The 22,541-nt window shown below is 58.9% G+C and carries 15 protein-coding genes; 9 read left to right on the top strand and 6 right to left on the bottom strand.

What is annotated here, in order from left to right; genetic code table 11:
• The 4 genes from PIN01S_RS11935 (at position 1) to PIN01S_RS26350 (ending at position 9,790) form a co-directional block, all read left to right on the top strand.
• Positions 1 to 423 carry a hypothetical protein gene (locus PIN01S_RS11935; RefSeq protein WP_084335892.1) on the top strand — a complete coding sequence of 141 codons (423 nt, stop codon included), beginning with the start codon at positions 1 to 3 and terminating at the stop codon, positions 421 to 423.
• Between the two features lie 79 nt (positions 424 to 502).
• Positions 503 to 6,850, top strand: coding sequence for a hypothetical protein (locus PIN01S_RS11930; RefSeq protein ID WP_084335891.1), 6,348 nt, complete (start codon positions 503 to 505; stop codon positions 6,848 to 6,850).
• Positions 6,847 to 8,175: a hypothetical protein gene (locus PIN01S_RS26355; protein WP_139809701.1), complete on the top strand. Its 1,329-nt coding sequence runs from the start codon at positions 6,847 to 6,849 to the stop codon at positions 8,173 to 8,175. Before PIN01S_RS11930 ends, PIN01S_RS26355 begins: the two co-directional genes overlap by 4 nt.
• Positions 8,176 to 8,458: 283 nt before the next feature.
• Complete coding sequence (locus PIN01S_RS26350; RefSeq protein ID WP_139809700.1) at positions 8,459 to 9,790, top strand: hypothetical protein; 1,332 nt, start codon at positions 8,459 to 8,461, stop codon at positions 9,788 to 9,790.
• Here PIN01S_RS26350 and PIN01S_RS11910 read toward each other — a convergent pair.
• On the bottom strand, positions 9,762 to 10,424 hold the full coding sequence (locus PIN01S_RS11910) for a S26 family signal peptidase (RefSeq protein WP_084335887.1): 663 nt from the start codon (positions 10,422 to 10,424) through the stop codon (positions 9,762 to 9,764). The two genes, PIN01S_RS26350 and PIN01S_RS11910, sit on opposite strands and share 29 nt — an antisense overlap.
• Positions 10,425 to 10,721: 297 nt before the next feature.
• Here PIN01S_RS11910 and PIN01S_RS11905 point away from each other — a divergent pair, with 297 nt between their 5' ends.
• From PIN01S_RS11905 to PIN01S_RS11885, 5 genes are all read left to right on the top strand, one after another.
• The gene (locus PIN01S_RS11905; protein WP_084335886.1) at positions 10,722 to 11,612 is read left to right on the top strand and encodes a hypothetical protein; all 891 of its coding nucleotides are present in this window, start codon (positions 10,722 to 10,724) and stop codon (positions 11,610 to 11,612) included.
• A 654-nt stretch (positions 11,613 to 12,266) separates the two neighbouring features.
• Entirely contained in the window at positions 12,267 to 14,828 is a 2,562-nt protein-coding gene (gene nirB / locus PIN01S_RS11900; protein WP_084335885.1) for a nitrite reductase large subunit NirB, read from the top strand.
• Positions 14,828 to 15,187, top strand: coding sequence for a nitrite reductase small subunit NirD (nirD, locus tag PIN01S_RS11895; RefSeq protein WP_084335884.1), 360 nt, complete (start codon positions 14,828 to 14,830; stop codon positions 15,185 to 15,187). Before nirB ends, nirD begins: the two co-directional genes overlap by 1 nt.
• Before the next feature lie 28 nt (positions 15,188 to 15,215).
• Complete coding sequence (locus PIN01S_RS11890; protein WP_084335883.1) at positions 15,216 to 16,028, top strand: formate/nitrite transporter family protein; 813 nt, start codon at positions 15,216 to 15,218, stop codon at positions 16,026 to 16,028.
• 80 nt (positions 16,029 to 16,108) lie between these two features.
• Positions 16,109 to 17,827, top strand: a complete 1,719-nt coding sequence (locus PIN01S_RS11885; protein ID WP_084335882.1) for a bifunctional protein-serine/threonine kinase/phosphatase — start codon at positions 16,109 to 16,111, stop codon at positions 17,825 to 17,827.
• A gap of 212 nt (positions 17,828 to 18,039) precedes the next feature.
• Here the strand turns inward: PIN01S_RS11885 and PIN01S_RS11880 are convergent, their stop codons facing one another.
• The 5 genes from PIN01S_RS11880 to PIN01S_RS11860 form a co-directional block, all read right to left on the bottom strand.
• A complete protein-coding gene (locus PIN01S_RS11880; protein ID WP_084335881.1) occupies positions 18,040 to 19,293 on the bottom strand; it encodes a methyltransferase in 1,254 nt (417 codons plus the stop codon).
• Positions 19,294 to 19,359: 66 nt separating this feature from the next.
• Positions 19,360 to 20,049: an ABC transporter permease gene (locus PIN01S_RS11875; RefSeq protein ID WP_084335880.1), complete on the bottom strand. Its 690-nt coding sequence runs from the start codon at positions 20,047 to 20,049 to the stop codon at positions 19,360 to 19,362.
• Positions 20,046 to 20,741: an ABC transporter permease gene (locus PIN01S_RS11870; RefSeq protein WP_084335879.1), complete on the bottom strand. Its 696-nt coding sequence runs from the start codon at positions 20,739 to 20,741 to the stop codon at positions 20,046 to 20,048. Before PIN01S_RS11870 ends, PIN01S_RS11875 begins: the two co-directional genes overlap by 4 nt.
• A 50-nt stretch (positions 20,742 to 20,791) precedes the next feature.
• The gene (locus PIN01S_RS11865; RefSeq protein WP_084335878.1) at positions 20,792 to 21,541 is read right to left on the bottom strand and encodes an ABC transporter substrate-binding protein; all 750 of its coding nucleotides are present in this window, start codon (positions 21,539 to 21,541) and stop codon (positions 20,792 to 20,794) included.
• 14 nt (positions 21,542 to 21,555) lie between these two features.
• Positions 21,556 to 22,329, bottom strand: a complete 774-nt coding sequence (locus PIN01S_RS11860) for an ABC transporter ATP-binding protein (protein WP_084335877.1) — start codon at positions 22,327 to 22,329, stop codon at positions 21,556 to 21,558.
• Positions 22,330 to 22,541 lie beyond the last annotated feature (212 nt).

The raw sequence follows: 22,541 nt of genomic DNA, 5'->3' as shown, positions 1-22,541 counted from the left end.
ATGGAATGTCTCCTCTATGTTTTGGTGTCTATTAGCGAAGAGGAAAAGCGCGCACAGTTGCTGTTGAATCTTTCTGTCGAGAAACCCGTATTGGAAGAGGATGTCGAGCTGCAATGGCGGCCGATGTTCAATGCGCTGGAGTTTTTACCATTACCCGAAAAAGCGAAGGTTTTGGATGATGGACGCGTATTGATTGCCTGGCCATTACGGAGCGATTCGGACCCTGCGCGTTATATCTCGGCATTAACAGCGGCTAATGTGTTCGTGATGGGGGCCTTGGAGGCCTTTGAGGACGGTGGGTATTGTTATGTCGAGCTGCCTAAAAACGGAGAAAGTGCCGTGCGAGGGAATCGTTGTGCTGAAGAAGAGGTGTTTTTCAGCCCAAGGCGAGTGGCGGAGTTGTTGTCGTCTGCAACAAGCTGACTGGATTGCTTTGGTTTCAGATTTGCAGTGACTCAATAACTCCTCCCTGTGAGTTGGGAATAAGGCGAGAGCCCCTGAAATGGATGTACTGGCCATGTCCCGACGCCTCTTTCCCCGACTCGCCGACCTGACCCGTGGGCTGCTGCCGCGCTTCCTGCTCGCTGCGATGCTGGGAGGCGGAGCCGCGTCGGCCAGCGCCTTCGGCCTGCTCTCGCTACCGGGGATCTACATCCCGCAGACCTACTACAAGTTCGGCGCGGTCTACACGCGGGCCATCGTGCCCGGTCCGAACAACCGGCCGGTCTACGTGGAATACGACAGCAGCGGCCGAGAGGCGCGGGAGATCGGCGAAGCGCTGGGCGCCTACGAGCGGGCCCAGGTGATGCCGGCGGCGTCCTTCCGGGCGCTGGTGCAGCGCCTGGCCGAAGTCCGCCAGCAGCACCCGGAAAGCCGCATCATGACCGCGCAGCAATACCGCGGCACGAGCTTCCGGACGGTGGACGGCAAGGCCATCGACAAACCCGAGCTGATGGGCATCACCAAGACCGTGGTGGTACGCCCGGACAGCCAACTGTTCAGCGCGCAAGGCAAGGACCTGATCCTGCTGGAACTGTCGATCAAGGACGGCGTGACGGTGTCCTCGTCCAGCCAGTCCCTGCTGCTGTCGGAAGCGGGCGACCTGCTGCACCAGACGGCCAACACCATCGGCCTGCGGGTGGGTTTCTTCGGCCAGGACGGTCGGGTGGCCGACACCCTGCGGCGCAAGCCCGACGACAAGATCTACGGCGCGCTGCCGGGCGTCCCGGTGACCCTGGGCGGGTTCATCACCGGCGGCTACGCGGTGACCGACAACGACGGCAAGTACCGGATGAACTACTTCCTGCCGGCGTGCCCGGGGTTCTACTTCGAATACACCACGCCGGCGTACCTGGAACTGCAATACAAGCGCTTCAACCCGCGCGGCGGGTCGTACATGCCGTACTACCTGACCAAGATCGACTACGACAGCTGCAACGGCCTGGGCGTCTGGAGCCTGGCTGCGACCTTCGTCACCCTGACGGCGGCGACGCCGATGAAAAGCGCGATGGACTTTCCCATCGACCTGATGGTGCTGGACGGCGCGGCCAAGGTGCGCAACGCCACCCTGGCCGAGAAAACCGAATACCGCAGCGAAACCGCCGAACGCGGGCGCTACCTGCAACAACGCTACGACTTCGACGGCGACGAGACACCGGACTACGTGGTCCCGGGCAAGAAAGTCACCCGCGAGATAGACGGCGAACAGAAAACCGTCTTCGTCACCACCCCGCTGGAACAGGCCGAACTGCAAGGCATTTACCTGTCCAGCCGGCACGAGGGCGTCCCGTCCGACACCGAAGAAACCGCACCGGACTTCACCCGCCTGATCGACACCGCCCCCGACTTCCAGGACCGCGGCCTGCTCAAGACCATCAGCAAGGACGACCTGCGCGACACCGACATCTACGTGTTCCGCGAATCCAACGGCCAACTGGTGGCCGAACGCCGTGGCCTGCACGAAGACGAACTGTACAAGAACTACTCCGGGGTGGACGAACAGGACGGCGCCTTCCGCTACACCATCCAACTGCGCGGCTCGGTGGAAAACTACTACGCCCTGAGCACCTACCGGGGCGAAGCCAACTTCACCCGCTGGCAGAGCGCAGGCGGCTTCAAGGAAGAATTCCAGCGGCGCACCGCCAACCACCTCAAGGCCGGCGAAGTGGTGCGCATCATCGCCATCAACCGCCCGACCGGCTACATGGGCAGCGTCAAACTGCAACTGCAATCGGCGACGGCCAGCGGCAACCTGCTGAACTTCCCCGGCCAACGCATCGAAATGGGCCCGCCGAACCTGAAAGTCTGGGCCGAACGGCGGAACAAGATCGAAGCGGGCATGACCCGCGGGGAAGAAAAGAAACACCTGATCGGCAACGAAGGCGCGGGCCTGGGCAGCGACATCAGCATCGCCATCTACAGCGACTGGATCGACCAGGACGGCAGCCCGCTGCCGGAAGAACTGGGCGACTACGGCTACACCGGCCGGCTGGCGAAAATCGTCGCGGCCAACCAACTGGCCCCGGTGGGGGCGAACAACCTGTCGCAGTTCGCCATCAAACCGGGCCGGCAGGTGCAAGTCATCCACCTGCCGGAAAAGATCCTGGCCAAGCAACACCTCTACCTGCAAGTGGCCGGGCAGCCGAGCAACCGCAACCCGGACTTCTCCTCCAACGGCCAGGCCAGCGGCCTCCTCAAATACCGCCCGACGCACTACGTCCCGGTGAAAGTCCCGCTGCACGACGAAGAAGCCAGCGAACTGTCGCGCCAGGCCTACCGCAAGGCAGAAAAAGACAACCCGGACCTGGAGCTGAAGAAACCCGAACCGCTGTACGCCTGGCAGTACCGGCCGGAGTTGCAGTTCAGTTTGTATGAATTGAATGTTGAGCAGATTCGTCGAGAGTACGTCGATGGAGATACCAATGACGTTTTGAAAGATAAATCTCCAACGATTAGCGGAGGGGACAAGTATCTCGCATTCGTATACGACCTGATTTCGTCTGAGTTCGGCATGCTGGACACCTGGGACATCAAGGGGGAAAGAAATCTCCTGCTTGATCTGGGCGGGGCGGAGGTCAAAGTTGCAGTAGGCAGCGATCGAACAGTGCGTTTCGAAAATCTGGACTCCATAGCCGGCTTGGATGAGTCGGACTATCTGACACTTAGGCTGTTCTCAAACAACGATATGGGGAATAGCCTATGGGAGTTTGCCTTCGAGCAGCTATTCATGTTTCCCGAGCCCTCGTCTGCCGTACCGGTGGTCGAATTGTCAGCGGATGATGCAGCTGCAGTTCCGTATAGTGCGATTTATCCCATTGCTCCCGACACACCCACGGCGATGCGATGGGAGGCCATCAGCAATCTTCCGGTCAAGTTTGATCCCCCAAGCCAGATGTCGATGAGTGGGCACTTTGTTACAAAAGCATCTCTACCTACCTTGGCGTCAAGTCTTGTGCAGGTATATGCCGTTGACCTGAGCAACGCGAAGAATAAGTTTTTTTCTCTGGTCTACCAGATTGTTCCTGGCTCGGCTAGCAATATGACCGTTTCCCAGTCGGGGAAGACGGCGATAACTGGGTTTGGTGAGGTAGTCGTCGAAATCGAAGTACGCGACAAATTCAATAATCTGGTGAAAGACGGAACCGCCATCAATATCGAAGCCCAAGATCTTGATATTAGTGGCGACTTCGAGACGCGGAGCGGCCGGGCCACGATAAGGGTTCGTGGCGGTTTTTCTCCAGGAAACCAGGACTTGAATATATCCGTGGGTGAAGTCAAGAAGACCGTCCCCATCATGGTCCATGATGTTTCGTTAAGTATCGATTTTCCATCGAAAATAGAAATCGGGCAGACCGTGCCGGCAAAAATCACGGCTTCCAGTACCTATGGAAACCTGCAAGGCCTCGTGGTGGATGTCAGTGGTATTCGTGCTTCGCTTGGCGAGCGGCTGCGACCGCTGAATGCCGAGAACTCCGTGCTAGCTAATGTCTACGTAGGGAATTTCATTGGTGAAGGGCGAATCTTTGCCACGATTGCAGACAAGATAGTCCGCAAGGAATTCGAAGTAATCGACTCGTCTCCGGTGCAATTACTCGACCGCGTATTGGTTTCGGGTGTGCCGGGTAAGGGCGCTTTCGATGTTGAAGGAAGGCGGTACGAATACACCTCTCAGACGGCAGTTGTCGTGCGTGGTGCACCGGGCGAAAGGGTATCGGCTTCCCTGATCGACTATCTGGAGCCACCGCTTCTTCCAGAGCTTCATTACTCGTTCCAAGAACGGCCCGTTGAAGGGGCGTTGAAAGACGATGTTATAGGTGTGGCTGCCGTCGTAAAGAATGCTGAGCGAGTTTCTGATCGTTTCAAGAAGCTGGCATATGCCTATTCGCTTAAATCGGATTCGACGATATCCATCGAATATGAGCGTATGGGCCAGATTCGAGACGTCGGGCTGGTGTTCAACTTGAAGGCGCATGGTTCGGGAGAGATCCTCGATTATCGACCTGCTGGCATCAAGGTGAGGTGGGACGGTTCATCGCAGCTTAAAGTAACTCGAAACATAGATACCGATTCACAGCAAGTAATTACCGCGCCGGTAGTTGGCGATGTCTGGCATCGAGTAGGCGTTCACTTGATCGAGGGGCAGTTGATCCTCCAAGTGGATGAAGCTGTTTATAAGAGTGGCGACATAGTTCCTTCAGTTGGGCTGACCGGCAGTCAGGAAGCCATTCTGGGCAATGGCATCGATGCTTTAGTCTCTGATCTCTCCTTCTATGACTGGGCATCTGAGAAGATCACAACCTTCGAAGGCGGAGAACTGGAGGCCAGCGCAGTCATCGATTCGAGCGGCAAGGCTGTTATTCGGCTTTCGGCCGCACCAACCAATTTATTTGCGAACGTCACCCTGCGGCGACTGGACTATTGGAAGAACAGAGGAGGAGCTTCCGGGTTTCTGCAGGTAGCCTATGCGGCGGGAGACGACTGTCAGCCAGTCAATCCTTCTACCCTTGACGACTTTGGTGCGGTCATGGGTGCCGGGGAGGCCTATGCTCGGTTCATGGCGGATTGCAAGATACTGCCGAAGATGAAGGAAGCGCTGGTCGTCATTCGGACCGAGCAGGGCGTGTGGAAGCGTGGCCTTGCCATAGCCGAATTGGGTCTGCTGACCGGCCTGTACACCCAGACGAAACTGGTTGAGTTGCAGATGGTCCTGGGGCCCCAGTGCTTGAAAGGAGCCATCACAGGTGATGTTGAAAATATTGGTAGTGCAGTTTGCGACATCATTACGTCCTTTTTCCTGATTGGTGATATCAGGGACTTCGCATTGCACAGTAAATACATGTATTGGGATAACGATATGCAAAAGTTCGATTATCCCGTCTATGTATTCGCCGGGCTTGGGATCGCAGCGGATCTCGCCAGCTTGGCGGGCGTGGGTATTCCTGTGAATCTTGGTCTGGCAGGGGCAAAGGCGGGCGCTAAGACCATGAAAGGTCCATTCATGACAGCGCTTGCGAAGTATCTCGATAAAGAGATGGGGGGCGACCTCACCAACGTCGATAAGATTTTGCCTGCCATGAAGAAAGGACTGCCGTTGTTGCAAATTACTGCGGCGGTCATCCTTTATAAGGACGAAGCGGCAGAACTTTATAAGGCGCTGCGTGGTATTACTTCTGAAGATCTAGTAGGGATGATGAATTACGCTCGCTTTGCCTTGGCCAAGGCGGGAGTCACTTCGCTGGTCTGGGTAGACGAAGAAGGATATCTACAACAGGCCTATGCGCTCGATAAGGATGCACTGCTGAAACTGCTTGGGGGAAGCGAGGCAGGTGGGCGTGCTATCAAGAAAATGATTGATTCCATGAACAAGGCGCTCTATACGGCGGAGGGGGCTCCTGCTTATAGGAATAACAGAGACAATATTGCTCGGCTTTTTATAAGAGGTGTTAAAAAGTTTGGAGAGAATATTGACGAAATCTCGAATAATGAGCTTGCCAAGATCGTCTCGGAAGATAAATTTCTAACTGCGCTAATACTAGCCACCCATGTAGGTGAGAAGGCCGGGCGCTCAGGGCAGGATGTCGTCGATTCTATTCGACGTTTCCACTGTGTGCCTTCGGATTGCGGCTGGGGTAGTTCGACTACACTCGACTTTTTCTCTCTTTTTGACAAGATTGCGACTAAGCATGGTGACAAACTAACAAAGCATGAAGAGGCGCTTGGTAGTCTTAGCGAAATGATCCGCGATATGGGTAACGCCGGAAATGCTACCCAAGGCTTGAATAAAGCCAGAGGCGCAACCGAAGCGCTCATCCAGATGACCAAGATGATGGATGACGGCTGGGAGTTAGTTCGTGCGGAGGCCCGTTTCCTTGATGACCCAAACTTGCCTCATGTTCATGATCTAGTTATGAAGATGGGTGACAAGTACAAGTACATTGAGGTGAAAAATTGGAATCAATCGGACAATGGTCCATCGCTGGCGGTATATCTGTGGTCATCGATGAAAGGGGCGGCAGATGCCAAGGATGGTAAGGCTGGGCAATTATTCGTGGATCTGAAGCGCGCTTTTTCAAAGGATCTGAATGATCTAGATGTGCAGTGGACATTCGGAAATCGTGCTGGAGATACCGCGAAAATTGTGGATGATCTTGTAGAAAAAGTTAAGGCTGAGCCGAAGCGGCTTCTGGTTATTCTTGAGGATGCAGGAAATTCATCTTTGAAGTCTGAGTTGGAGTCGTTGGTGAGGTCGAAAGCATGGGAAGATGTGGATTTCTTTGTGGATAAGAAATTTAAACCGGTTATTGAGCGAATGTTCCAGGCGGGAGCTACTTTGGATAAGGTGATGCAATGATTTCTGTAAATAATGGCTATGGCTATATTTATTCTGGCTTCGGTTCTATGCTTGACTCATTTCCTGAGGGTGTGTTCATTAGTTCTTTTGACATGCTGTGGAAGCTTTCTGGCTCATCAGAGAGTGTGAGCTTGGCTCGAGAGGATGTGGTTTCTGTATATCGGAGAAAGAATGGACTGATTGGCCTTCGCTGTTCTTCAGATATTTTTTATCAGCTTTCTAATGAGCAACTAGAAGAAGTGATTCCGGACTCTTATGATAAGTTCGGATGTGGCAAGTTTAAGGATTTCTATCGGGAGTACGAAAGGGGGCGGTCTTCAAAGGTGGTACATAGACTTACTCGCTCTGATTCCTCTGTTGAGTATGAGTTTTCTGGGCAGGGACTGGCTTTTTTAGGTGATTGGTCAGATCTTTTTATTTTTCATCAGCGCGGGCGTGGTGTTGTTTTTTGGGAGAGAGGGGAATGGAAGCTTTTGTTTGCCCCAAGCCTTCAGGATATCCATTATGTTCGCTGCTTTGGTAAATGCATTCTTTTGTTTGGTAGTGATCAGGCCGGCAGGGCCCAGTGTGAGGTCTTTGATCTAGGTAGTAGCGAGTTAATAGGTTGCTTTGTTTTTGACTATAGCGGTGGGGCTGTTTCAAATGCTTTGCTGCATGATGATGATTGGCACTTTCTGTGGGGGGAGGAGCTCTTTAGCTTTGATGGTCGCGTAATTAACAGAGTTCTTCCGAAAAGCTCTGTGGCCGGCTATTACGTAACGGAGCAAGGCATATGTATTCTGTCTGGCAATGAAGGGGTAATGCGCTTCTATGATCATGGCTTGAGGCATATTAAGGAGGAAGTAGTTGTTCCATTGCCGGGTTATGTCTTTAGTTCTTTCATTTTAGCAGAAGATAGACTAGTAGGATATCTACGGGCAGCCAACCGTCAGGCAGGATTGTTTTACGCCGTGACCCTTCCGATTTGCGTTGATGGCTGTCCGTCGCTGGAATTGGAACAGGCGCTATATCAGATTGAGAAACACCCCCGGGGACAAGCCTTCGATCTGATAGTGCGCTTCTCAGAAGGAGTGGCTTTTCCTACATTGCTGCGCCAGACACTGGCGGTCCTTGATGACAGCTACAGCCTGCACCGTAATCCTGAGAGCAATCCCGAAGCGGCTCTCTTCAGCGGGAGGGTGGAATTGTATTTCATTGATCCTCTCACGGAGGAGCAGAAGAATTTGCTGCAGCACGGTTGCCAGCGACTGTGTGCCCTCTATCTCGGCCGTGAGGCTCCAGCTACAGGAGAGTCGTTCAACTTTCGTCTGGTATTCGCTGAGTAAGTGTCTGGACGCTAAATGAACGCAGGATATCGATAGCCTTGGCCCTTTACCAAGGGCAAGGCAATCCTTCCCAATGGGCGACTGCCCAGGCTGTTGGTTCGGTTGTCACCTGCAACGATGAGCGATTGCGAGTCTTTGGAGATGCAGGGAACAGGTTCCTAAAGGAAGAGCTTGCGGCGGCTATAAAAAATCTAAGAAGGAAATTGATAATTTTGTTGATTTGGAGTTTTCGCCAGCTCTGAAAATATATTCGTATCGGGGCGAAATTGTCGGAGGTGGCACAGTGAGTGTAATGCAAGGCGGCGTGGGATATATGGTTTCTGGTTTTGGCTCTATGGAGTATCCCTGTGATGGAAAGATGTTCATTGGGGCATTTGATTTTCTTTGGGAGTTCGGCGATGGATTAGAAAAAGTGTGGAGGTTGGGTGAAGATATAACCTATGTTTACCAAAGAAAAAACGGGCGCGTTGGTATCAATTGCGGCTCCGAGATTTTTTATGAGTTAGATGGCGATCATCTTGGCCTGGTGCAACCGAATTCATGGGATAAATTTCGAAACGGGCGCTACGGTGAATATTTTTTGGAGTATGACTCGACGGATTCGTCTCGGATAGTTAACCGAGTCGTGGATGCTGATGGCTCGCAGGTTGCTGATTATATTGGAAGTGGGCTCAGTTATATAGGAATGTGGGCGGGCTATTTTGTATTTGAAGCATCCGGAGTGGGGGTTGTTGCTTCGAAGCTGAATGGTGTTTGGGATACGCTTTTTGTCCCCACTATAACTAGGATTAAATGCTCACATATTTTGGGGAGTAATATACTGGTTTTTGGTAGTAACGCTAATCGCCAGGCTTGCTGCGAAATATTTGATCTGGTTAGTCAAAAGTTAGTTGGTTTTTTCACATTCGATCACTATCCGGGATATGTCTCGGAAATCTATGTGTATGACTTTGATTGGTACTTTTGCTGGGGGGATAGGCTCTTCCGCTTCGATAATAAAATTGTCGAACAAATGCTGCCGGGTTGTTCTGTAGGTGGTTATTACGTGACGGCTGCTGGCATATGTGTTCTGTCTGGTGATGAAGCTGTAATGCGCTTCTATGATCATAAGCTAAAGCATATTAAGGATGAGGTGGCTGTTCCTTTGCCTGGCTATGTCTTCAGTTCTTTCAGTTCTGAGGGGGGTAAGTTGGTAGGCTATTTGCGAACAGCCAACCGGGCGGCTGGACTATTCTATGCCGTAGCCCTTCAAGTCTGCTCCGACGGGTGCCCGTCGCTGGAATTGGAACAGGCGCTATATCAGATTGAGAAACACCCCCGGGGACAAGCCTTCGATCTGATAGTGCGCTTCTCAGAAGGAGTGGCTTTTCCTACATTGCTGCGCCAGACACTGGCGGTCCTTGATGACAGCTACAGCCTGCACCGTAATCCTGAGAGTAATCCCGAAGCGGCTCTCTTCAGCGGGAGGGTGGAATTGTATTTCATTGATCCTCTCACGGAGGAGCAGAAGAATTTGTTGCAGCACGGTTGCCAGCGACTGTGTGCCCTCTATCTCGGCCGTGAGGCTCCAGCTACAGGAGAGTCGTTCAGCTTTCGTTTGGTATTCGCTGAGTAAGTGTCTGGACGCTAAATGAACGCAGGATATCGGTGGCCTTGGCCTTTACCAAGGGCAAGGCAATCCTTCCCAATGTGCGACTGTCCAGGCTGTTGGTTCGGTTGTCACCTGCAACAATGAGGGATTTTGAGTCTTTGGATATAACTCTTTTAATAAGGAGAAAACCTTTAGCGTCGGGGTGCTCGAAGACAATGATATCACCTGGGCTTATCTCTTCTTCGGATATCCATGTGTTTGCCAGAGCTATATCGCCTGGCAACAGGGTCGGAGCCATTGAGCTGGAAGGGATGTAATAGAAGTCGATCCCTAGGATTTGTGCGCGGTAGTATAGAATCGATATAACTATCCCAATGGTAATCGTAACGGAAAGAGCAAAACGAAAGATGTTTGGTTTCGTGCGGAGCGTGGGCTCTTGGATCGCATAAAAGACGTCTAATAAGTGCGCAGCCAGAATACAAAGCCCTAGTAGGGCGAGCCCTGCAAATGAGGCAACGGCACGCGATGCTGTGAACACCAGAATTAACGTAAAAATGCTTAGTAGCGATAGAGCTGGACGCCACGGCTTTGCACTAAAAGCGGCTATTCCGCCGGGAACGAAAAGATAAAACACAGATCTAGCCAAGATATTGTTCATCTCTTCGAACGGCTCGCACTTATCAAAAAAGGTTCTTGGAATTGCCGTTTATAAGCTTTCAAGGCTGTGTCTGCATGGTAAATGCTCTTTAACAATTCGGGATTAACCCAGAGCACCATTGGGTGCTCTGGTGTGGAATAGCATGTGCCATTCAACTGATTTCTAGGTCGCTCGGCAACCACACAAGAGGCTACCCCGGCCCTGGAGTGTCTCCGCGCCTTCGGCCTGCTCTCGCTGCCGGGGATCTACATCCCGCAGACCTACTACAAGTTCGGCGCGGTCTACACGCGGGCCATCGTGCCCGGTCCGAACAACCGGCCGGTCTACGTGGAATACGACAGCAGCGGCCGAGAGGCGCGGGAGATCGGCGAAGCGCTGGGCGCCTACGAGCGGGCCCAGGTGATGCCGGCGGCGTCCTTCCGGGCGCTGGTGCAGCGCCTGGCCGAAGTCCGCCAGCAGCACCCGGAAAGCCGCGTCATGACCGCGCAGCAATACCGCGGCACGAGCTTCCGGACGGTGGACGGCAAGGCCATCGACAAACCCGAGCTGATGGGCATCACCAAGACCGTGGTGGTGCGCCCGGACAGCCAACTGTTCAGCGCGCAAGGCAAGGACCTGATCCTGCTGGAACTGTCGATCAAGGACGGCGTGACGGTATCCTCGTCCAGCCAGTCCCTGCTGCTGTCGGAAGCGGGCGACCTGCTGCACCAGACGGCCAACACCATCGGCCTGCGGGTGGGTTTCTTCGGCCAGGACGGCCGGGTGGCCGACACCCTGCGGCGCAAGCCCGACGACAAGATCTACGGCGCGCTGCCGGGCGTCCCGGTGACCCTGGGCGGGTTCATCACCGGCGGCTACGCGGTGACCGACAACGACGGCAAGTACCGGATGAACTACTTCCTGCCGGCGTGCCCGGGGTTCTACTTCGAATACACCACGCCGGCGTACCTGGAACTGCAATACAAGCGCTTCAACCCGCGCGGCGGGTCGTACATGCCGTACTACCTGACCAAGATCGACTACGACAGCTGCAACGGCCTGGGCGTCTGGAGCCTGGCTGCAACCTTCGTCACCCTGACGGCGGCGACGCCGATGAAAAGCGCGATGGACTTCCCCATCGACCTCATGGTGCTGGAGCATCCCTGTCCGGCTATCTGCCCAATACCATGGCGACGCGCCATACGCTGACTTCGCTATCAGCGCTCCGGTCTTTATTCACAAATCCGTAGAACTCAAAAATATGGCGTCGATCACTGCCGGTGCATGCGACAATTTGTCTCTAATCGATTGTTTTTTCTGCTTTTTATAGAGGGTGCTCAGAAAAGCGTCAGTGTGTACGGGGCTAGCGGTGGCCTGCCTTTGCGAGGGTTGCCCAGAAAGTGCACACAGAGTTATCCACAGGTTTTGTGGGCAACCTTTCCCGAAGTTCGTCTTCACGCGTAACAACGGGGCGAGGGGTTGGAGTCGGCTTGTTTCGTTGCCGGGCTGGGGACGATTTCCTGCTTTTTTCTGCTTCAGTTCGGGGCGCGTCATGTGTCTCTGCACTGTTCGAGTTCATTTCTGTGCGCAGTGCCCGAGGCCGGCCGTAGCTTCCCAACCCTTGCCAGATGGGGGCTTCCGGAAAATGTGACGAGCCTGGCACAACTGCTGCAAGGCTCATGGCAAACCCACTCAGTTGGGTCCGCCCAATCGGTCAAAGGCGATCGACAGCCAGCATAGGCATGGGCGAGACGGTGCTCAGACGGCATCGACAGAACAGGCAAAGGCGCCTGGAAACCGCGAGGTTTCCAGGCGCTTTTTTTTGCCGCGGATAAACCTGATTGGGCCAGGCCGGGAAACGCTATGAACACCACAGTTGCCTCTACTCCTGACAAGCAAAGGCTGATCGTCGTTGGCAACGGCATGGTCGGCCATCACTGCATCGAGCAGTTGCTCGCCAATGGCGCCCTGGAGCAGTACCGGATCGACGTGTTCGGTGAGGAAGCGCAGCGCGCCTACGACCGCGTGCACCTGTCCGAGTACTTCGGCGGCCGCGATGCCGAGTCCCTGGCCATGAGCGCGGCCTCCCTCTATGACGCGGAAGGCCTGACCCTGCACCTGTCCGCCCAGGTGCTGGAGATCGACCGCGCCAAGCGTGAGGTGATCACCGCCAAGGGTCGCTTCGGCTACGACAAGCTGGTGCTGGCCACCGGTTCCTATCCCTTTGTGCCGCCGATCGAAGGTGCCGAGGGTAAGTCGCGGCTGGTCTACCGCACCCTCGACGATCTCGATGCGATCCGTGCGGCGGCCAAGGGTAAGCGACGTGGCGTGGTGGTGGGTGGCGGTCTGCTCGGCCTGGAAGCGGCCAATGCGCTGAAGTCCCTCGGCCTGGAGGCCCACGTGGTGGAGTTCGCGCCGCGCTTGATGCCGGTCCAGTTGGATGACTTCGGCGGTGCTGCGCTGAAGAAGCGTATCGAGGATCTGGGGGTCGGCGTGCACCTGTCCAAGGCGACTCAGTCGATCACGGCTGGCGAGGACTACCGCTACCGGATGAATTTCGCCGGCGAGGATTTCCTCGAGACCGATCTGATCGTGTTCTCCGCCGGCATCCGCCCGCAGGACGCGCTTGCCCGCGCCTGCGGCCTGGAGCTAGGCCCGCGCGGCGGCATCAACATCAACGACCAGTGCCTGACCAGCGACGAGCACATCTATGCCATCGGCGAATGCGCGGCCTGGAACGGCGGCATCTTCGGCCTGGTTGCCCCGGGCTACCAGATGGCCCGCCTGGTGGCCGCCGAGCTGTGTGGCCTGGAAGGTTCGCCCTTCCTCGGCGCGGACATGTCGACCAAGCTCAAGCTGCTCGGCGTGGACGTCGGCTCCATTGGCGACGCCCATGGCGCGATGCCGGGTGCGAAGAGCTACCGTTACATCGATGAGGCCACTGCCAGCTACCGCCGCCTGGTGGTTTCCGCCGACGGCAAGCAGGTGCTCGGCGCCGTGCTGGTGGGCGACAACAGCTACTACGACACCCTGCTGCAGTACGCGCAGAACGGCATCGAGCTGCCGGCCGATCCGGCCAGCCTGATCCTGCCGGCGGGCGAGGGCGCTCCCGCGCTGGGCGCCGATGCGCTGCCCGCCACCGCCACCATCTGCTCCTGCCACAACGTCAGCAAGGCGTCGATTTGCGAGGCCATCGATGGTGGTTGTACCGATCTGGCCGGGATCAAGTCCTGCACCAAGGCGGCTACCGGTTGCGGTGGCTGCGCGGCGCTGCTCAAGCAGGTCTTCGAACATGAGTTGACCGCCCGTGGCGTGGCGGTGGACAAGAGCCTGTGCGAGCACTTCGCCTACACCCGCCAGGAGCTCTACCACTTCGTCCGCGTGGAAGGCATCGAGAGCTTCGAGGAACTGCTGGCCAAGCACGGCAAGGGCCATGTCGGCTGCGACATCTGCAAGCCGGCGGTGGGTTCGATCCTCGCCTCCTGCTGGAACAAGCCGATCATGGACCCGTCGCTGGTGCCGCTGCAGGACACCAACGACACCTTCATGGCCAACATGCAGAAGAACGGCACCTACTCGGTGGTGCCGCGCATTCCCGGCGGCGAGATCACCCCGGAAGGACTGATCGCCATCGGCCAAGTGGCGAAGAAATACGACCTCTACACCAAGATCACCGGTGGTCAGCGCATCGACCTGTTCGGCGCCCAGTTACACGAGCTGCCGGATATCTGGGGCGAGCTGATCGCCGCCGGCTTCGAAACCGGCCATGCCTATGGTAAGTCCACCCGCACGGTGAAGAGCTGCGTGGGCAGCACCTGGTGCCGCTACGGCGTGCAGGACAGCGTGAAGATGGCCTTGGACATCGAGCACCGCTACAAGGGCCTGCGCTCGCCGCACAAGCTCAAGTTCGCCGTCTCCGGCTGCACCCGCGAGTGCGCCGAGGCGCAGAGCAAGGACATCGGCGTTATCGCCACCGAGAACGGCTGGAACCTCTACGTCTGCGGCAACGGCGGCATGCGCCCGCGCCACGCCGAGCTGTTCGCTACCGACCTCGATGACGCGACCCTGATCCGCTACATCGACCGCCTGCTGATGTTCTACATCCGCACCGCCGACAAGTTGCAACGCACCTCGGTGTGGCGCGAGTCGCTGGAAGGCGGCCTGGATTACCTGAAAGACGTGATCATCCACGACAGCCTGGGGCTGGCCGCCGAGCTGGAAGCTCAGATGCAACTGGTGGTCGACCGCTACGAATGCGAATGGGCCAACGCCCTCAGCGATCCGGAGAAGCTCAAGCGCTTCCGCACCTTCGTCAACGAGCACGGCGGCGACCCGGATATCCATTTCGTCAAGGAACGCGGACAGCGCCGTCCGGCGCGCTCCGGCGAACTTCATCTGATCCCGCTGACCGAGGAGGCCCACTGATGAGCCAGTCCAATACCGCCCTGAACATCGCCGAATACTGGCAGCCGCTCTGCTCGCGCAACGATCTGGTAGCCAACTCCGGCGTGGTCGCCCTGGTCGAGGGGCAGCAGGTGGCGCTGTTCTACCTGCCGGATACCGAGGAAGAAGTCTTCGCCATCGGCAATCGCGATCCGAAGTCCGGCGCCAACGTGATCGGCCGTGGCATCGTCGGCCAGATGGGCGGCGATCTGGTGATCGCCTCTCCGCTGTACAAGCAGCACTTCCGTCTGAGCGACGGCAGTTGCGTGGAATACCCGGAACAACAACTACAAGTCTGGCCCGCCCGCCTTTGCGGGGACCGGGTGGAAATCCGTCTCTAGCCGCTGCCTTCAGAGAGAGATCACGCTCATGTCCTACCTGGTCCCCGCCGAGTTCGCCACCAAGATGGTGGATGCCGGTGAATCGAAGATCTACATGTCCACCCGCGACACGCTGATCCGTGCCTTCATGGCTGGTGCCATCCTGGCCCTGGCCGCCGTGTTCGCGGTGAGCATCAGTGTGCAGACCGGCTCGCCGCTGGTGGGCGCCATGCTGTTCCCGGTCGGCTTCGTCATGCTGTATCTGATGGGCTTCGACCTGCTCACCGGGGTGTTCGTGCTCACCCCGCTGGCCCTGCTGGACAAGCGCCCCGGCGTCACCGTCGGCGGCGTGCTGAAGAACTGGGGCCTGGTGTTCACCGGCAACTTCGCCGGTGCCCTGACCGTCGCGTTCATGATGGCGTTCGTCTTCACCTACGGCTTCTCCACCGAGCCGGGACCGATCGGCGAGAAAATCTCCCACATTGGCGAGGCGCGTACCCTGGGTTATGCCCAGTACGGTCTGGCCGGCTGGCTGACCATCTTCCTGCGCGGCATGTTGTGCAACTGGATGGTGTCAATGGGCGTGGTCGGCGCGATGATCTCCACCACCGTCAGCGGCAAGACCATCGCCATGTGGATGCCGATCATGCTGTTCTTCTACATGGGCTTCGAGCACTCGGTGGTGAACATGTTCCTGTTCCCCTCGGCGATGATCATGGGCGGCGACTTCTCGGTCATGGACTACATGATCTGGAACGAAATCCCCACCGCCCTGGGCAATCTGGTGGGTGGCCTGGCCTTCACCGGTCTGACGCTCTACGCCACCCATGTGAAGACCGCGCCGAAGCGCACCTTCGGTTGATCCGGCCGGAAGCCCCGTCGAGGGGCTTCCGCGTCTTCTTCGCCCAGCGATTCCGGGCTGCGTGACCAGCAAGGGCAGGCATGTCGCAACTCAGCGTTTCCGTCGGCCAGCACTCCGCCAAGGGCCTCAAGTCGGTTAACCAGGACTTCCATGGCGTCTGCATCCCGCCGGAGCCGCAGCTTTCCAGCAAGGGCATCGCCATCGCCGTGGCCGACGGCATCGGCAGCAGTGCCGTCAGCCACATCGCCAGCGAGGCGGCGATCGGCAGCTTTCTCGAAGACTACTACTGCACTTCCGACGCCTGGTCGGTGAAGAAATCCGCGCACCGCGTGCTGATGGCCGCCAACTCCTGGTTGTACGCCCAGACCCGGCAGAGCCAGTACCGTTACGACATGGACCGGGGCTATGTGTGCACCCTGAGCGCGCTGGTGCTCAAGGCGACCACCGCCTATCTGTTCCATGCCGGCGATACGCGCATCCATCGCCTGCGCGACGGCGAGCTGGAGCGCCTGACCGAAGACCATCGCCTGTGGGTCTCCCGCGAGACCAGTTATCTCAGCCGGGCCCTGGGCATCACCCCGCACCTGGAGCTGGATCACCGCAGCCTGTCGCTGGAGGTGGGCGATCTGTTCCTGCTGACCACCGATGGCGTGCACGAGCACCTGACGGCGGCCGCCATGGTCGAACTGATCCACGCCCACGGCGACGATCTGGATGACGCCGCCCGGGCACTGGTGGATGCGGCCTTGAGTCGGGGCAGCGACGACAACCTCACTGTGCAACTGGTGCGCGTGGAGGCGCTGCCCAGCCGCGACGCCGACGAACTGCACCGGCAACTGGCCGAATTGGCGCTGCCGCCGTTGCTGTCGCCCCGTATGGAGTTCGACGGCTACCGCATCGTCCGCGAGATCCACGCCAGCAGCCGCAGCCACGTGTATCTGGCCTTGGACGGGGATACGCCGGTGGCGTTGAAGGCGCCGTCGGTGGACTTGCAGCAGGACCGCGCGCACCTGGAGCGCTTGCTCACCGAGGAGTGGATCGCCCGCCGCATCGACAGCGCCCATGTGCTCAAGGCGCCTGCCCAGACGCGCCGGCGGAGTTACCTCTACACCGTCAGCGAGTTCGTCGAAGGCCAGACCCTGCGCCAGTGGATGGTGGACAACCCCAACCCCGGGCTGGAGAAGGTGCGCAATATGGTCGAGCAGATCGCCCGTGGCCTGCAGGCATTCCATCGCCTGGAAATGCTTCATCAAGACCTGCGTCCGGACAACGTGTTGATCGACGCCACCGGCACCCTCAAGCTGATCGACTTCGGCTCCGCCCAGGTGGCCGGCCTGCAGGAGCGGGAGTCCCTTCCGCACGACCAGATGCTCGGCACCGCCCAGTACGCCGCCCCCGAGTATTTCCTCGGCGAGAGCGGCTCGCCGCGCTCGGATCAGTACTCCCTGGGGGTGATCGCTTATCACCTACTTAGTGGCCGCCTGCCCTATGGCGCCGAAGTGGCCAAATGCCGGACCCGCGCCGAGCAGGGCCGTCTGGTTTACCAGCCGTTGCGCGACAGCAACCGCGAGGTGCCGGCCTGGATCGACGACGTACTGCGCAAGGCCGTGCACCCCGATCCACACAAGCGCTACGCCGAGCTGTCGGAGTTCCTCTACGAGCTGCGCCACCCGAGCGCCGAATTCCTGCGCAAGCAGCGCCCGCCGCTGCTGGAGCGCAACCCGGTGCAGTTCTGGCGCAGCGTTGCACTGGTGCTTGCGGCGCTGGTCTTTTGGTTGCTGCTGCGTCCGGCTGGTTAGGGCCTGCTGGCTACGGGCTATGCACCTGCTTGGCTATCAGGCCTCCGGTCGTTATGCACAAATCCTCTTATGCGGAACGATCGTGCAAAGTGCCATCAGTAAATACCTGGAACGATTGAATAACTGCTTGTTTTTATTGCTCTTTGTGAGGGGCGTTCAAAAAAGCGCCAATAGCTGTGAGGCCCTTGATAATCGGCCTTTGCGGCATTTGCTCAGAAAGAATAAACAGAGTTATCCACAGCTTCTGTGGGCAACCGGCGCTCCGCGAGCAACAGGGCGTTGCGGGGTGTGAGGCGGTGGGAGCAGAAGGTGCCCAGGGTCACGTCGTAGCCTTGGTTCTGCAGGTAAAGCGCGCGATCGAGCAGCAGCCAGAGTTCCATTGGGCGGCGAAACAGGCCGCGCAGCAGTTCCAGATTGCGCACCTCCGCCAGGCGCTGCCAGCCGGCGTCTTCCAGGCGCGGCCAGTCACGGTTGGTCGGTGAGGGAAGTCCTTTCAGTTCCGCCAGGTCGCGGCAGTAGTCGACGAACGGTTTGTCCAGCCAGGCCGGCGGCAACGAGGGCACCGGCAGGTAGTCGTCGCAGCCACGCAGTTCGCGCTGGAGCAGGTCGAAGGCCAGACGGCGGGCCATGGACGCATCGCGCTGGCGGCGGACGCGAGCCCCGGCGGTCACGGTCTCGGCCAGCGGCAGGCGCAGGTCGTCCTGGGACAGGACGAGCGACGAGCCTTTGCCTTCTGCGGAGAGCGGCTGGTAGTCGCTGGCGCCGATACGGTTGTAGCAACAAGGCGCAATCGCCAACTGGTCGCAGCCAGCGGCACTGGCCAGTTGCATCAGGCGGATATGCAGGTCGCCGCAGGCGTGCAGCGCCACGGGGGTGTGCGCGGCATGGAGACGGTCGGCGGCATCATCGGCAAGGACGTCCTGCCGGTGATGCGTTGCGACGAGACCGAGGCGGTCGCTCAGCGCCTGCCCGGCTTCCACCAGTGCGCCGTCGTATTCCAGGCAGGTGAGGGCCGCGCCGCTGCGGGCGGCCAGCAGCCTGCCGAGGTGACCCTTGCCTGAGCACCAGTCGAGCCAGTGCCCGGTAGGCCGCTGGAAGGACAGGCGGCTGGCGAAGGCTTGGATCTGTTCCCACTTGCGGCCGGGAATGTCCACGTTGAAACGGGAGGGCAGTTCGGCGGCCATCTGCTCCGGGAATTTGTCCAACGCACCGAGCCAGGCTGCGCGCTCCGCGAGACAGGGAAACGGATCGGGCGCGGCCAGGCGTTCCGGGTGATTATGCGCGGCGTCGGCATCGGCCAGGCTGCGCCGGCGCAACCAGAGGGATAGCTCCGGGAAACGCTTTTCCCAGGGGAGGCGCAGGTCGGTGAACGGCTTGGGTCGCCAGAACGCCTGCGTTTCCAGCAGGAAGGCATCCAGGGCGAGGAATCGTTCGCGCAGTCGTGCGCCGCTGAGCAGGTTGGACATGGTGAAAAAGAGGAGGGGCCGGCGAGCGGCGATTATATCGCCGCCCGCGTCCAGCGTCCGCCGGGCTCAGCGTGCCTGGGTAGCGTCGACCCGCAGCCAGCGTTCCAGCAGGCGGAAGCCGCGTACCAGGAAGAACGCGATCAGCAGGTAGAACATTCCGGCGGCGAAGAAGATTTCCACCGGCAGGTAGGTGCGGGCGATGATGGTCCGCGCCATGCCGGTCAGTTCCAGCAGGGTGATGGTGCTGGCCAGTGCGCTGGCCTTGAGCATCAGGATCACTTCGTTGCTGTAGGCCGGCAGGCCGATCCGTACCGCGCGCGGCAGGATGATGTAGAACAGTGTCTGCGTCCGCGACATGCCCAGCGCCCGGGCCGCTTCCACTTCGCCATGCGGCACGGCCTGAATGGCACCGCGAAGAATCTCGGCGATATAGGCCGCGGTGTGCATGGTCATGGTGATGATGGCGCACCAGTACGGGTCGCGCAGATAGGGCCAGAGCGGTCCCTTGCGGATCACATCGAACTGCGCCATGCCGTAATAGACCAGGAACAACTGCACCAGCAGCGGCGTCCCGCGGAAGAAAAAGATGTAGCCGTAGGGGAAGGCGCGCACGTACCAATGCCGCGATGCGCGGGCGATGCCCAGCGGAACGGCAAGGATCAGCCCGGCGACCACGGCGATGGCCACCAGCTCCAGGGTCAGCAACGCGCCGTCGGCGAGGCGCGGCAGCCATTTGATGATGACGTCCCAGTTCATGTCGTGCTCCTGACGAAGCCACGGCTGGCGCGCTTCTCGAGGTAATGCATGCCGATCATGGCGAGGATGGTCAGGCCCAGGTAAATGAAGGCCGCGACCATGTAGAAGGTGAAGGGCTGCTTACTGGCCGTAACCGCGATCTGCGAGCGGCGCATGATTTCTTCCAGGCCGATCACCGAAACCAGGGCGGTGTCTTTCATCAGGATCATGAACAGGTTGCCCAGGCCGGGCAGGGCGACGCGCCACATCTGGGGCATGATCAGCCGCCAGAAGATCCGGCCCTTGGACAGGCCGAGGGCCAGGCCGGCTTCCCGGTGGCCACGCGGAATCGCCAGGATGGCGCCGCGGAAGACTTCGGTCGCATAGGCGCCGAAGCAGAGGCCGAGGGCGATGGTGCCCGCGGCGAAGGCATTCAGTTCGAGGCTTTCCACGCCGAGCAGGTCGGCGAGACTGCGCATCAGGTTGACGGTGCCGAAGTAGATCAGCAGCACCCAGAGCAGCTCGGGCACGCCGCGCACGATGGTCGAATAGCTGCCGCCCAGCCATTGCAGCGGCTTGTAGGGCGAGGTTTTGGCCAGTGCGCCGAGCAGGCCGAGCACCAGACCCAGCGACAGCGCCGAGAGCGCCAGCTTGATGGTCATGAAGGTGCCCGCCGCGAGGGCCGGGCCGAATCCGTAGAGATCGAGGGTCATCGGGGATTACTGCTGAAGGCGGCCCCGCCGGGCAGGCGGGGCCGGGTGGATCAGTAGATGCTGAACGGGAAGTACTTGTCGTTGATCTTCTTGTAGGTCCCGTCGGCAACGATTTCCTTCAGCGCGGTGTTCAGGCGCTCGCGCAGCGGGTCGCCCTTGCGCACGGCGATGCCGATCTTGTCGTTGTCGAACACCGGGTCACCCTTGAACTCGAAGTCCTTGCCGGCGTCGCTCTTCAGCCATTCCCAGTTGACGAAGGTATCGGCCAGCACGCCGTCGAGGCGGCCGGAGGACAGGTCGAGGTAGGCGTTTTCCTGGGTGTCGTAGAGCTTGATGTCGACCACGTCGCCGAGGTTGTCTTCCAGCCAGGTGCCGGCGATGGTGGCGCGCTGGGCACCGATCACCTTGCCTTTCAGGCTGGCCTTGTCGGTCTTGAAGTCAGCAGTCTTGGGGGCGATGAACTGCAGCTTGTTGGTGTAGTACGGCTCGGTGAAGTCCACCGCCTGCTGGCGCTCTTCGGTGATGGACATGGAGGCGACCAGGAAGTCGAATTTCTTCGAGTTGAGGGCGGGGATGATGCCGTCCCAATCGGAAGTGACCACTTCGCACTCGGCCTTCATCTTGGCGCACAGGGCCTGGGCGATCTCGATGTCGAAGCCGACTACCTGGCCGCTGGCATCGATGAGGTTGAAGGGGGGGTAGGCGCCTTCGGTGCCGATCTTCAGCTTTTCGGCGGCCATGGCACTGCCGAAAGCCAGGGTGGCGGCTGCCGCCAGCAGGATCTTTTTATAGTTCTGCATGGGTTGTTGCTCCGTTATCGATTGCTGGACATGAATTGTTTACAGCGCGCCGATTGCGGGTTCTCGAACACCTGCTGCGGCGGTCCCTGCTCTTCGACCAAGCCTTGGTGGAGGAACACCACCTCGGTGGAAACCTGGCGGGCGAAGCCCATTTCGTGAGTGACCAGCAGCATGGTGCGGCCCTCTTCGGCCAGCGCGCGGATCACGTTAAGCACTTCTTGTACCATTTCCGGATCGAGGGCCGAGGTGGGCTCGTCGAACAGGATGACCTTCGGCTGCATCGCCAGGGTGCGGGCGATCGCCGCGCGCTGCTGCTGGCCGCCGGAAAGCTGGGTGGGGTAGACGTGGCGCTTGTCGGCGATACCGACCTTGGCCAGCAGCGCCTCGGCCACTTCGGTGGCTTCCGCCTTGCTCTGGCCGAGCACGCGGCGCGGTGCCTCGATGATGTTGTCGAGCACCGTCATGTGCGGCCAGAGGTTGAAGTTCTGGAAAACGAAGCCGATTTCGCTGCGCAGGCGGTTGATCTGCTTGTTATCGGCGGCGACCAGTTCGCCGTTGCGGGCGGGTTTGAGCTTGAGTTCTTCGCCGGCGACCCGGATCTGGCCCTGGTGCGGGTTCTCCAGCAGGTTGATACAGCGCAGGAAGGTGGATTTGCCGGAACCGGAGGAACCGAGGATGGAGATCACGTCGCCGTCGCGAGCGGTGAGTGAGATGCCCTTGAGCACCTCGAGATCGCCGTAGCGTTTGTGCAGGTTGCGGATTTCCAGCGCGGGCGTGGCCTCGGCCATGTGGGCTCCTCTTTCTTATTCAATGCGCTCCGGCTATGGGCTGGCCTTCCTAGCGAGGCGCCAACCTAGCATAGCGCTCCGGCGAGCGCCAAGCCGCTTTCCGCTGGCAAAACAGTGGCGGCGACATGTTGTCGCATCACTGCAGTTGACTGTCGCGCGAACGCAAGAGGAACCATAGGGGGCGAGCCGCGCCGGAAGCCGGATGGCCCGGT

Origin of the sequence: Pseudomonas indica NBRC 103045 (assembly GCF_002091635.1) — a bacterium.
In the GTDB taxonomy this organism is placed as follows: domain Bacteria; phylum Pseudomonadota; class Gammaproteobacteria; order Pseudomonadales; family Pseudomonadaceae; genus Pseudomonas_M; species Pseudomonas_M indica.
The sequence above is the reverse complement of the archived record's forward strand: the minus strand, read 5'-3'. Positions and strand labels throughout refer to the sequence as shown.

Bases quoted from the DNA above. Each gene is read 5' to 3' on its own strand.
- PIN01S_RS11935 (WP_084335892.1), top strand. From the start codon at position 1: ATGGAATGTCTCCTCTATGTTTTGGTGTCTATTAGCGAAGAGGAAAAG.
- PIN01S_RS11930 (WP_084335891.1), top strand. From the start codon at position 503: ATGGATGTACTGGCCATGTCCCGACGCCTCTTTCCCCGACTCGCCGAC.
- PIN01S_RS26355 (WP_139809701.1), top strand. From the start codon at position 6,847: ATGATTTCTGTAAATAATGGCTATGGCTATATTTATTCTGGCTTCGGT.
- PIN01S_RS11910 (WP_084335887.1), bottom strand. From the start codon at position 10,424: ATGAACAATATCTTGGCTAGATCTGTGTTTTATCTTTTCGTTCCCGGC.
- nirB (WP_084335885.1), top strand. From the start codon at position 12,267: ATGAACACCACAGTTGCCTCTACTCCTGACAAGCAAAGGCTGATCGTC.
- nirD (WP_084335884.1), top strand. From the start codon at position 14,828: ATGAGCCAGTCCAATACCGCCCTGAACATCGCCGAATACTGGCAGCCG.
- PIN01S_RS11890 (WP_084335883.1), top strand. From the start codon at position 15,216: ATGTCCTACCTGGTCCCCGCCGAGTTCGCCACCAAGATGGTGGATGCC.
- PIN01S_RS11885 (WP_084335882.1), top strand. From the start codon at position 16,109: ATGTCGCAACTCAGCGTTTCCGTCGGCCAGCACTCCGCCAAGGGCCTC.
- PIN01S_RS11880 (WP_084335881.1), bottom strand. From the start codon at position 19,293: ATGTCCAACCTGCTCAGCGGCGCACGACTGCGCGAACGATTCCTCGCC.
- PIN01S_RS11875 (WP_084335880.1), bottom strand. From the start codon at position 20,049: ATGAACTGGGACGTCATCATCAAATGGCTGCCGCGCCTCGCCGACGGC.
- PIN01S_RS11870 (WP_084335879.1), bottom strand. From the start codon at position 20,741: ATGACCCTCGATCTCTACGGATTCGGCCCGGCCCTCGCGGCGGGCACC.
- PIN01S_RS11865 (WP_084335878.1), bottom strand. From the start codon at position 21,541: ATGCAGAACTATAAAAAGATCCTGCTGGCGGCAGCCGCCACCCTGGCT.
- PIN01S_RS11860 (WP_084335877.1), bottom strand. From the start codon at position 22,329: ATGGCCGAGGCCACGCCCGCGCTGGAAATCCGCAACCTGCACAAACGC.